Origin of the sequence: Agriterribacter humi, assembly GCF_009192765.1 — a bacterium.
GTDB classification, from domain to species: Bacteria; Bacteroidota; Bacteroidia; order Chitinophagales; family Chitinophagaceae; genus Agriterribacter; species Agriterribacter humi.
On sequence record NZ_VOHQ01000001.1, the window covers coordinates 119,078 to 131,564 of the forward strand.

The 12,487-nt window shown below is 43.4% G+C and carries 10 protein-coding genes; all 10 read right to left on the reverse strand.

What is annotated here, in order from left to right; genetic code table 11:
- Nucleotides 1-83 precede the first annotated feature (83 nt).
- The 10 genes from FRX45_RS00495 to FRX45_RS00540 all read right to left on the reverse strand — a co-directional run bounded on the left by FRX45_RS00495 (nt 84) and on the right by FRX45_RS00540 (nt 12,391).
- Nucleotides 84-1,439, reverse strand: a complete 1,356-nt coding sequence (locus FRX45_RS00495) for a hypothetical protein (RefSeq protein WP_152266427.1) — start codon at nt 1,437-1,439, stop codon at nt 84-86.
- 282 nt (nt 1,440-1,721) lie between these two features.
- A complete protein-coding gene (locus tag FRX45_RS00500) occupies nt 1,722-2,822 on the reverse strand; it encodes a dipeptidase (RefSeq protein ID WP_152266428.1) in 1,101 nt (366 codons plus the stop codon).
- A gap of 51 nt (nt 2,823-2,873) precedes the next feature.
- Entirely contained in the window at nt 2,874-3,815 is a 942-nt protein-coding gene (locus tag FRX45_RS00505; protein ID WP_152266429.1) for a 3-hydroxyacyl-CoA dehydrogenase NAD-binding domain-containing protein, read from the reverse strand.
- Nucleotides 3,816-3,855: 40 nt separating this feature from the next.
- The gene (locus FRX45_RS00510; protein WP_152266430.1) at nt 3,856-5,160 is read right to left on the reverse strand and encodes an aspartate aminotransferase family protein; all 1,305 of its coding nucleotides are present in this window, start codon (nt 5,158-5,160) and stop codon (nt 3,856-3,858) included.
- Between the two features lie 87 nt (nt 5,161-5,247).
- Nucleotides 5,248-6,219, reverse strand: coding sequence for a 3-hydroxyacyl-CoA dehydrogenase family protein (locus tag FRX45_RS00515; RefSeq protein WP_152266431.1), 972 nt, complete (start codon nt 6,217-6,219; stop codon nt 5,248-5,250).
- 4 nt (nt 6,220-6,223) lie between these two features.
- Nucleotides 6,224-6,619, reverse strand: coding sequence for a RidA family protein (locus FRX45_RS00520; protein WP_152266432.1), 396 nt, complete (start codon nt 6,617-6,619; stop codon nt 6,224-6,226).
- A gap of 681 nt (nt 6,620-7,300) precedes the next feature.
- Nucleotides 7,301-8,311, reverse strand: coding sequence for an SMP-30/gluconolactonase/LRE family protein (locus tag FRX45_RS00525; RefSeq protein WP_152266433.1), 1,011 nt, complete (start codon nt 8,309-8,311; stop codon nt 7,301-7,303).
- Between the two features lie 32 nt (nt 8,312-8,343).
- Nucleotides 8,344-9,360 carry a zinc-binding alcohol dehydrogenase family protein gene (locus tag FRX45_RS00530; RefSeq protein WP_152266434.1) on the reverse strand — a complete coding sequence of 339 codons (1,017 nt, stop codon included), beginning with the start codon at nt 9,358-9,360 and terminating at the stop codon, nt 8,344-8,346.
- Between the two features lie 57 nt (nt 9,361-9,417).
- Complete coding sequence (gene tnpA / locus FRX45_RS00535; protein ID WP_226804807.1) at nt 9,418-9,777, reverse strand: IS200/IS605 family transposase; 360 nt, start codon at nt 9,775-9,777, stop codon at nt 9,418-9,420.
- Between the two features lie 442 nt (nt 9,778-10,219).
- Nucleotides 10,220-12,391 carry an alpha/beta hydrolase gene (locus FRX45_RS00540; RefSeq protein WP_152266435.1) on the reverse strand — a complete coding sequence of 724 codons (2,172 nt, stop codon included), beginning with the start codon at nt 12,389-12,391 and terminating at the stop codon, nt 10,220-10,222.
- Nucleotides 12,392-12,487: the final 96 nt, after the last annotated feature.

Genomic DNA, 12,487 nt, shown 5'->3' on the forward strand with positions numbered 1-12,487 from the left:
AGACAGCAAGGTGGTAAGATGAAAATTCTTATTCTCTTACGGTTTACTCTCTTACGGTCCTACAATGTTACGGTCTTACAGTCTTACATCTTCACCATTTCATACAACGTATTTCTCACTATTCCTTCCCCATCTTCTTTCACATGACTGCTCCTGCACCGCCATGTTTCATAACCGCCTTTTTCTATTTCATGCGCAGGAGGTATATAACCGATGTATCCATTGGCCATGGTGATCGTAAAATATTTTCCGGTGCTGATATGATGTTTTAATGCAAGACCTGTTTCTGCAAAGAACTCTCCTCCCAGTGCGCCGATAGTAATCTCGCCGATTTTTAATGCCTGCACAGGAAATTCAATCGTATCGGGATATTCATTCAGCAGCACCTGTTCCCGTGCGTATATTTTAACCATTGCTTCCTGGTCGGGAGTAATGAGCCGGTAGTCTGTTTGAGATACGATTTCTTTTGCGGCTTCCACTTCCGCAACGGATGGCTTGCGAACACCCAGTGGTACATCCTTAAAAGCTGCAGACAGTAAAGAATTGGACTGCCACTGTATATTTTTTATCGCTTCGCTTAATTTCGCCGCAAGGTCTTTCCCTATCACTTCTTTCTTCTGATGGTCTTCTTTTGGATAGCGGTCGGGTTGCAAAAAATCCCAGATATTGGCTTCCCCGCTGGTTCCATTGCTTAACATGGCCACAAAATCTTTTCCCGCTTTTAAGTTTGCAGCGATATGCCGGGAAAACACACCAAAATAATCCGCTGTTATGGTGCCGTTAGCACAATCGCCCACATAATGCATGGAATAGTTTGCCAATACACTGATCCATTCGCCTGAAGTTGACATTACAGCAACTGCGCTTAATTCCGGATCCGGCTCTGAAGCTCTCTTTTCAATAAAATCCTCGCCGCCCGCCGGGTTTGTTTTAATTATATCATAACCACCCGTTACAGGATTTAGCGCTTTGTAACCCGGCTTCATATAATAGCGCCTGCATACTACATGCTCCGGAACGTCAATAGATACATGTCCTATTTTTGCAGGCTGCAACCGCACTAAAGCGCTTTTTATGGATTGAACAATTTTAGCGCCCAGGCTTTTCCGGTATGCCAGATCGCAGGGCCCGCCCAATAAATCAACTATTGAACCTGCATAATGGGTATGTGTAGCCGCTATTAAAATATGATCTGGTTTTATGCCTGTCTCTTCATGTATCTCTTTTTTTACTTCGCCGATAAAATTCCTATCCATAGCACAGATGTCAACAATAACAATAGCCAGCGTTGTATCTTCATTTTGCAGCACCAATGCTTTTGAATACAATGGATCGTGAATGGTATGCGCATAAAAAGCCACAAACTCACCGTTGATGATGGTTCCCAGCGGAGGAGTGATGTCAACCTGGGCAGCGCCAGCGAAAAAAGTTGTATTCATCAGAATTTACAATTTGTTATAAAACCATGAGAAGCGGGAAGACCGTAAGACCGGAAGATTGGAAGACCGTAAGACCGTAAAATTGAAAGACCGTAAGACCGTAAGATTAGAAGATCGTAAGACCGGAATATTGGAAGACCGTAAGAAAGCTTTTACCATCTTGCTATCTTACCATCTCATCCCTCTTACCATCTTACCCGTCTTACCCGTCTTACCATTTTACCCATCTTACCCCTCTTACCATTTTACCCATCTTACCATTTTACCCGTCTTACCATCTTACTATCTTTCCATCTTCCCCCACGCCTTCCGTAAAAATCTGAGCCAGTTTTTATGAAATATATTGTCAATGTCATCAGTTGTATACCCACGGGCAGAAAGAATAGCCTCGTATTTCTGCAAATCGGCAACGGAGTTCATATCCCAGGGAGATTGCTCCGTACCAAAATTTCCATCTAAATCGGTTCCAAAAGCCACATGCAAACTATTGCCCGCAATCTGGCAGATATGATCCCAGTGATCCACCAGGTTTTCAAGGCGAATATTCAGTTGCCAGGGATCGGATACCGTATCAATAAAGCGGCTGTCCATTGCCCAACAATCCAGCATACCGCCAATTACTGCATCTCTTTCTATTAAACGTTTTACCTGGTCATCGCTCAACTGCCGCTGGGTTGGCGCTATCGCTCTCACGTTGTGATGACTTGCCCACACCGGTCCCTGGTATATTTCCATTACCTGGCCAAAGCCTTCATCCGTTAAATGGGTTACATCAAGGATAAGGTTCAACCTGCTCATTTCTTTCAAAAGCTCAATGCCCAAAGGAGTAAGCGGGCCGGTCATTTTTGTTCCGGGCGCATATCGCCCTGCGCCGAAATGTGATATCCCAACTGCTCTTAACCCATAATCATACGCTTTGTGCAGGTAAGAAACATCCACTAAAGAATCTGCGCCTTCCAAACTCAGTATATATCCAATGGCTTTTTTTTCATCGGCTATACTTGCATCGTTCCATAATGACAAATGATCTTCAAGTTGTTGCAAATTGGTAACCTGTACCATCTCCCCCAAAGCTTCCATCTCCCTGTACCAGGCAAGCTGCGCCTGCGTCATAGCCCATGCCTGTTGCGGTGAATTCCAGCTTGATCCCGGCAATGAGCTTCCAAAAGCCGTTACCCGCGATAACTGGGTAGCTACTACCAGTCCAATGTTTCCCTTTCTCAATTCCGGCAGGCATACCGTTCCCCTGCTCCTGTCATTTTTATCTTTTAAATTCATCTCTCTTAATCTTATCTCTTCCAATGGACGCGCGAGATCACGGTTCCATTCTATCGCGTTCATTGCAAGATCAAGATGCGCATCAATAATAAATCGCTTAGTCATATATTAAACTGATAAGTATACATGTAATATCACCTTTTATTAAAAGGAATATCACTTCAAATACTGAAAAGGATATTTATCAATGATCGTTTTTATCCGGTAACTGAATTCCCGGAATGTTTCTTCCCATTTTTCCATATCGCCTTCCTGGTATTCATAGAGTCCTGTATTTCTTTTAAACCCATCGGGTTTTTGAGCAGCGTTTGTAAAAAAATCAGGCACTTTTCCTGATTTCGACAGTTCAGGATTCAGGTCTTTCATCACCCTTCCATAAGCGCCGGCGCCTCCCATCAGATCAATATACCTGAAGTTTCCTGCAAAAGGCAAATAATAGCCGGGATCATTTCTGCACGCCCGGTCAATATCTTCAATGGAAGCATAACCTTTCTCTACCAGGTAAAAAGCTTCTCTTGTCATAGCAGCCATCATTTTGGCGCGAATACCAAGTTCGCCCGAAATAATGTAAGGGTCTTTACCCCAGTATGTTTTTGCCTCGTTGGCCAATTGTTTAACCAGCACACTGTCATTTTTTGCATTGGCAATGATCTCCATAAAATAAGTGGTATGCGCAGGTTCTGTCCAGTTAAGTCCTATGACACGCTCAGGATGCCTGGCGCCTTCCTGTAAAATACACAACGGAATACTTTCCGTATTAACAGCAATTAGCGAACCTGCCGGCAGCTTTCTTTCCAATTCCCGTATCAGCAATTTTTTCCCGGGCACATCTTCACCTGTAACAGCCACAACCAATTTATAGTGCAATTCAGTATCCAGGATATCTGTAACTTCCAATTGCTTTCTGTTAAACGATTGACCAGTATGCCGGAGTAAGTCGGTATAATGAATGGCCATATTTTTTTTAGCCTCATTCTTATTTTCCGTGCACAGTACCACCGAATATTCCGACTGCAACAAACAAGCAGCAATACTAAATGTCAGTCTCCCCTCTCCCGTTATTAATACTGTTTCTTTCTTAACTCCGTTTAATGCCATGCTTTTTTATTTGAGCATAAGTAATGTAACTCATACCGGTTTATATATTGCTGAACACTTCTGCAGCGGTATCAACAGCATGGTCTATATCTTCAGCAGTATGTGCTGCACTGATATACCATAAGCCTCTTCCAATAATTCTTATACCCCTGTCGTGCATGCCTGCAACGAACTTTCCTAATTTAACACGATCTGTATCCAGTGTATCCCGGTAATCCTTTATTTCAGTTTTATTTGTAAAAGCCATATGAAACATAGGGCCGGGGCCCTGAACAACCAGGCTGTGCCCACATCGGGCAGCCGCTTCACGTAAGCCTTCCATTATTTTTTTTCCGTATTGAAACATCCCGGGATATGGGTTTTCTTTCTCCAGCACATCAATGGTAGCAAGCGCTGCGGCAACAGTAGGATTGCCCGCATTCATTGTTCCAGCATGAATTACTTTTGCTTCTTCAATCAAATGCATCCATGTTTTCTTTCCTGCCACTACACTTATCGGGTATCCGCTGCCGATAGCTTTGGCAAAGATGGAAAGATCGGGACTGATATTAAAATACTGCTGGGCGCCACCAAGCCCTAACCGGAAGCCCGTAATGACCTCATCAAAGATCAATGCCATTCCATACTGGTCACATATTTCACGAAGACCCGGTAAAAAGCCTTCCGCCGGCATAATACAGCCGTTATTGCACATCACGGGCTCCGTAATAATGGCGGCAATTTCGTTATGGTGCGCCGCTATAATTTTCTTCAGCGTATCCAGATCATTCCATGGCGCTATAATAAATTCGTCTCTCACGCGATCGGGCAGACCTTCTGTCCATGGAAATGCTTCCGGTTGTTCCCTGCTGCCGAGGGCGGCTGCGGAAGGCGCTGAGATGCCCCAGCACATGTTGTCGAGCCAGCCGTGATAATGTCCTTCAAAACGTAAAAATTTTTTTCTGCCTGTTTTAGCACGCGCCACTCTTAAGGCGGTTTGCACGGCTTCCGATCCATCTAAGCAAAAGCGCATCAGTTCCGCCGAAGGAATTAAGCGGTTGATGGTTTCCGCCAGCTCTATTTCTTTGATATGCTGTCCTGCAAACAATTGCCCCTGTTGCGAATATTCGTTTACAGATTTCAGCACATGCGGATGGGAATGTCCCAGGATCAGCGGACCCTGACTCAGCGTAAAATCGAGGTAGGCATTGCCGTCAACATCATATACCCGGCTTCCTTCGCCATGCGTATAAAAGATGGCATGGGGATGATTGTATTTCCTGAATTCGGAAGAAACGCCACCGGCCATTACTTTCTTTGCCCTTTCAAGCAGGTTTGCAGATTGTGTATATTTATTTTTTTCCATTGATTTAAATCTCCGGGTGTTTTTTAACGTACGGTCTGACCCTCCTTTCGCCGGGTACCCACCGTACTACCGCTTTAAAAATAAGCACTACTTCAATACGGGACTAATTGCTTCAGACGGATATAAGGCTGCCAGCCGGTATATATCCTGGTTAAAAGCCTCAAAAGCCTTATCCCAGTTCCTGCATTCCTCTTCTGTGTAGCTGTAAAAGCCTTTACAATTCTGCGTACCCCTCGCATCCTGGTCCATCAATTCCCGCACAACAGCGGGCACTTCGCCGGAATTGCTCAAACCGGGAAATAAGGAATTGAATATTACCTGAAAATCCTGCAAACCCATAAAATCCATTCGCCTGAAAATACCCATGAGCGTCATCCAGGAACCTGCATCATACCTGAAAGCTTTGTCTGCATCTTCAATCGTTGCATGCCCGTTCTCTACCAGCGTCAAAGCTTCCCTGTACACCGAATACATCAGACGGTTGGTAATAAATCCCCTGATATCCTTCCTCAGCAATGTAGGTTCCTTTCCCCATTGATGCGCCAGCTCAAATACCCAATCAGCAGTTTCAGGAGCGGTCTTTTCACCGCAAATAATTTCAAGAAAGCGGGTGGCAAAAGCAGGCTCCGCCCAGTGAATACCAATGAACCTTTCAGGATTGGGAATAAATGTCTGCAACATACTGATCGGTATGGCAGATGTGTTGCTCGCTAAAACAGTATCCTTACCAACCGAGGCTATAATTTTTTTGAAAACCGCTTCTTTAATCTCAATATCTTCAATGATACATTCCACTACTAAGCTGCAATCATGTAACGCATTATAATCTTCTGAAATCGTTAACGAAGATAAATAGAACGCTACCGGTTCTGTTAAGAGCGATCCTTTTTCACAAAGCTGGAGCTGCTCTTTAATGCGCATGGCCGCGAGATCGTGCTCCCCTGTAAGCGGAGCGATGGCTTTTACCGTATGGCCGGCCGCGAGAAGCGAAGCCACAATACTGCTGCCCATCAAACCTACGCCTACAATCCCTATATTGGTGTCTTTAATATCTGTCATTCACTTAAGCTTGGGTGGATAATCTGGCAATACAATCAATTTCCACTTTTATGCCTTCAGCCAAAACAGACTGCACAGTGGTTCTTGCCGGCTTAATGCCCGGAAAATAAGTAGCATATACTTTGTTATAGCGATCAAATTCATTGATATCGCTTAAGTGTACTGTACATTTCACTACATCTTGCATTGTAGCTCCCGCAGCTTCAACAATGGCTTTGATATTATCAAGGGTGCGCCGTGTTTCCTCTTCAATCGTTCCCAATATAAATTTTGAAGTTTTGAAATCAACCGATGCCTGTCCGCTAACAAATAAAAAACCGCCTGTTAATACGGCATCCGAATAAGCGCCGGTAACAAAAGAAATATCCCTGTCGGGATGATGAACACCTGTCTTTCCCATACATTAGTTTTTAATTTTTACATACAGATTCCCATAGCATGCCAAAATTAGCAGTCCTGCATTTTAGGAGATGTTACTTTTGTCCGGATTTATAGTATTATTTTTCAGAAAACAGCCGGGTTATGGAAAGGAAGAAAATACAAGAACCAAATGACAAGAAGCAAATAAATACAGATGGTTCGTGCCTACCATGACAGGCAAAATTCAAATCCGAAGGAGGCTGTCAGCAATTAGCTATCAGCAATCAACAGTACAAAGAAGGAGTATTCACCCCATCATTAGTAGTTACTCACATGATAACCGACTACCAGAAATCCGAAATCCGAGGGTGCGGTCGGTTCTCGACCCCAGGAGGGTCAGACCGCACACAGACGCGGAGTAATAGACCAATCCAGGGAATATAATCTGCCTCCGCCATCGGGAGATTACCTACCTGCCCTTTAGGCAGGCTTCGACCCTTAAAAAATATTACGCATCATTCGGATCAGTTTAGGGTCTTGTAATGACGGATAAAATCCGAAGCGAAATCCCAACGGTAAACCAAAAACGATAAACTAAAAAACTCAAAGGAGAAGGTGAAAAAAGAGTATCGTCCAATCGTTGGCAATTACTCACCTGACTGCCGGAACGGCAAAACGCACTTCCCGTGAAACCTGCAACCTGAGACCTGAAACCTGATACCTATTTCATTCCCCTCACCTGCATCTGCAAAGTATAAACAGATGCTGATGCTGTGATGAACAATGTCTTCCTGTCTTTTCCGCCAAAACAAACATTGCCTACCCAATCTGAGGGAACAGGAATATTACCGATTTTTGTTCCCGATGGATCATAAACAGTTACACCTTTACCTGTTATATACAGGTTACGTTTACTATCGAGCGTCATACCATCTGAACCCTGCTGTACGAAAAGTTGCCGGTTGATTAAACTACCGTCTTCGTTTATTTTATATTTGTAGGTCTTGTCAGCGCCTATATCCGCCACATACAACCATTCACCATCGGGCGAGCCAATAATACCATTTGGCCGCACAAAGTCACTGTCCGCTATTATAGCTTCCTTTGCTCCTTTTGCCAGGTAATACAAATTCTGTGCTTCCATATCCGGCTTTTTTCTTTCCCAATAATCTCTCTGGTAATAAGGATCGGTAAAATATATACCTCCTTTTTTGTCAATCCATACATCATTAGGGCCATTGAACCGAAGTCCCCGGAAGCCATTCAGCAGCACCGTAACTTTTTTTGCCGGACTGATGGACCATAATTCATTTTTTTCATCGGCGCAGGCAATTAAATTGCCTTTTTCATCAAAATACAAACCATTGGAGCGACCGGATTTATCCATAAAAACCGATAACTTTCCTTCTGTATCGTACTTCCATATTTTATCATTAGGCTGATCGGTGAAAAATATATTTCCTTTTTTATCAACAGCAGGACCTTCAGTAAAACTAAACTGATCAGATATCTTTTGTAATACCGCACCGCGTTTAATGAGCTTTGACAGGTTAACACTGGTATCTGCCCTGGCGATGGTTATTGTCAAAATAACATCCTTTTGCTGCTGCAACGCGGCGTCCCCGGAAACGGGCAAAAAGGAATCGTGCACATTCTTTTCAGCCTGCTGTTTTACCGTTACGGCCACAACCCCGGAAATAAAAACACCTGCAACCAGAATAGCTTTAATCATAACCAAATATTTTATTGTATACAACGCAGAATTTACTCCTTTTCCACCATTGCTTTTATTACACCTGCGGATGGATTGAGCCATTCCTCAAACACATCTTTTACTTCATCAAATTGCACCCGGTGCGTAATATATGTAAGCGGATGAATCAACCCGGCTTTTATCGTATGGATAACATGCTCAAAATCCTGGCGGGTGGCGTTTCGGCTACTCATTAACGTTCCTTCCCGTTTATGAAATTCAGGATGACTGAAGCAGAATTCCTCCCGCTGTAACCCGATCAATACATACCTGCCACCATGCGCCAGGTATTGCAGGCCGCTATTGATCGCTTTACGATTACCCGTTGCATCAATAACCACGGTTGGCATATCGCCATTTGTAATTTCCTCCAGGCGGCCTACTACATTTTCGGCTGATGCATTAATGGTATGCTCCACGTTAATTATGCGCTTACAAAACTCCAGCCGTCCGTCATTAATATCCAGTGCAATTACACGCCCCCCGGCTATCCGTGCAAATTCCATAGTGCCTGATCCAATTGGGCCCGCGCCAACTACCAGCACAAATTCATCTTTCATAACATTCGCACGCCGTATACCATGCGCTCCTATAGCCAGCGGTTCTACCAGCGCCAGTTCATCATAACTTAGCCCATCGCTTTTTACCAGCGTATCTTCCGGCACAGATAAATAGTCTGCCATCCCGCCATCCACATGTACGCCGCATACCTGTATAGTTACACAGCAATTGGGTTTGCCATTGCGGCAGGCTATGCATTTCCCGCAACTGAAATAGGGAATAAAGGTTAAGGCTTCCCCGGGCACAAACCCGCTTAGCGCATCGGCATCTACCAGGTCGGCTGCTAATTCGTGTCCCAATATTCTTGGATAATTAAAATAAGGTTGTGTTCCCTGGTAAGCATGCAGATCAGTGCCGCAAATACCAATGCGTTTTATTTTGATGATGGCATGCCCAGGCTGTAATACCGGCGCCGGCAGGTCTTTATATTCAAAAGCTCCGGGACGGCTGCATATTAACGCTTTCATTACAGCAAGGTATTTCTATTTTTTTAAACCTGCTGTTCGCTCAGCAGGAAAATTGTGCTAAGCGAGTTGGATGTAACGTATTACATTAGGTACATGACTTTTTGAATAGGAAAATGCACCATATCCTTCTTGCCAGTTAAAAGAGCCTTTGCAAAGCTTTTTTGCTTTTACCCACTTATTGCTTTCTGTTTTTACATTTTGGACCAACGCAGAAATAGATTGATGAGGCCGCATTCCAAGAAAAATGTGAATGTGATCAGGCATACTATTTATTTGCAGCATCTTATGATTATTCTGCTGGAAAATACCGGTTATATATTTATGTAAATCCTCTTTCCATTCTCTATGTATAAGCCCGGCGCGATATTTTACGGCAAAGACAAGCTGAATATGTAATTTGAAATAGGTGTTTGGCATAGATCTTTTTTAATAATTAATTATTTATAGGATCAGGAAGTTTGTTCGCAAAAAATAGTAGTAATAACTTTAATTTTTTTCTTAGCCCCATCGGGACTTTTGGTGGGTAGGGAATCCGGAGAAATACATAAAAACGTTCCTTCGGAACGTCTGGTGCTATTGCAATTAAATAATTGCAGGCAAAAAGTAACAGCACCTTCAATGACAAGATTTGCGAACAAAATGCCTAATTCCTATTATTTATTTAAATATAAGATAATTACACCAAACGTTCCTACGGAACGAGCTCACTTTTTTACGTTTACTACCCATAAAATGTTCCTATGGAACATAAAGCGTTCCTGCAAAAAATTCAAAGTCTTCAATTTAAAAAAAATGTATAATTAAAAAATTCCCGCAAAGCTTTAATCAGCCTCATTTTGCACAATCGAGTTATCAATTCTTATTCTATCCATTCCAAATAAAGATCAACATTTTTACCGGTTGACTTACCGGGTATAATACGGAGTTGCTCACCCGCATTTTTATGATGGTAAGCAGCTTTGATAACCGCAAAATCTTCATCCGTTGTCTCTGGGTCATACGTATTTCCTGCTCCATCCGTAGCGCCAACAATCAACAATTTTCGTGGGGCAAGACTGGCGGCAAGATCGGGAAGATCATAAGCTGTAAGCGCGTTAGGCACTGTACTGTGAATGAAAGCCGGGTTATAGAAACGATGCATTACAATTGTACGGTAAGAAGTATAAGGTTCGATAAGCGCTACGCTGTTGATTGATGAATCAAAAGCAGCAGCATGCAATAATACCGGCGCCATTTCTTTTTTGGCAACCCCGTAAATGGCTTGCACATTTTTATTTTTCTGCAATAGCCGGGCGAGCCTTACCACATCTCCCGCTCTCACACCAACAATGCTTCGGCCAATAAGCATGGAAGCAAACCATACATTATAGGAGACGCCTTTAATATAGGAATCTCCTTCAAAAACACCCGGGCCCATTTCCCCCACTCCTATTAAATCTGGCGCCAGCACCATAAACCCTTTTTTCACAAACCATTCCGTCTCACCACCTTCCGGGGCTCCTGCCTCCTTCCCTGAAGGATGTAAATACAACAAGGCCTTGTGGTTGGGCTTGTCCGGTTTCATTAACAGGTAAGGAATAATATAATTCCCTTCGCCCTGCAGAAAATATTTTTCTACTACATAACCATCTCTTTGAAATCGCCCGGTAAAAACAGGTTCATGCATTTGCAGTGGCGGCTCATAGCCCGAAAGCTTGCGTGCCGCCTCTACCGCATTTACAAGATGGCTACTCAACGCACTGCGGGAAGTTTGCAACCGCTGTTCCAATTGCTCCGCGTGTTTACGGTTCAAGCTAAAAACCGTTTCACTTTTCAATGCGGTAGCTATCTGCCCCGTTTCAGTGACCTGTAATTCCTTTACAGTTAATGTATCCGTTTCTCCATCGTAGGGATTACCGGGATTGTTCAAATGCTTTTGAAAAAAAGCATACATGGCTTCCCTGTTTTTTCGGGTAGACGCATGTGGCGCATCATCTTCCACCATGCCAAAATTGTCTTCCTTGTCGTATGCTTTATAAATACCCGACACTTCTTTTGCGGTCTCTCTTGCACCTTCAATACTAAACATATCACGTGTGGTGGTTATCATTAATGCAGGCTTGGGCGCCCTCACCAGCAAAAGATCAGCATGATCTATCCCGCGCAAAACAGCATCACCCAAATTCTGTTCCGCATCCTGGGGACCAATGCTTTGAAATATACGGGTGAGGCTGGTGATATAACATTCCGGCGCAGCGGCTTTTATGCGGTCATCAAATGCAGCAATATACGCGGATTGTGTGCCGCCGCCTGAGCGGCCGGTTATGCCTATACGTTGCGGATCCACTTCTTTCCTGGTAAGTAAATAATCCACCGCTCTTATACCATCCCAAATCATATATTTTGCCTGTGAACTACCGGTAATAATAGCCTGTGCACCGGCATAGGAATGCTCATCAACCGGCCCGCCAACCGTTGATTTGCCGGTTGCGGCGTCCAAATACTCCAAACGTTCGCCCTGCCCTGCCGGATCAAATGCAAATACGATAAAGCCTTTTTTTACAAGATTAAGAATTACATGCTGGTACACGCTACTACGGTAGCCTTCATTGGCATGCCCGCTGCAATAGATAATTACCGGCAGCTTATTTTTCTTTTGTGCGGAAGGAATATATAACGATGCTGTAACAAAAAAACCAGGCTGCGATTCATAAATGACATGTTCTATCCTATAGTTTTCTTTATATATTGTTCTTGCTGTTTTTGCATTCAAAGCAGTTTTCTGGGGAAAAGGACCTGCCAAATCCTGTAAAGATTTACGTATATATTGCTGCCTGTTCTGCCAACCCTGCAATGAATGGATATCTTTCATTGCAGCAGTACGTTTATTCAAAAGCGCATAGGCTTGTCGGGCAAAACGATGATACAATGCATTGGGGGCATCACTGAACTCAATCCAATTGTTCCGTATTACGTCATATTCCTTTTGGGCATTTGCCTTATCAGCCTTTAGCAGTACGACGCATAAAAAAATAAAAATGATTTTGTTCAAGGTTCTGCGTTTTTTGTTTTATCAATCAAACCAGGTTTATCCTAAATATAAGGCGAGTTGAGCGAAGCCGGTAAAAAATGTGTGAAAACAAAAATA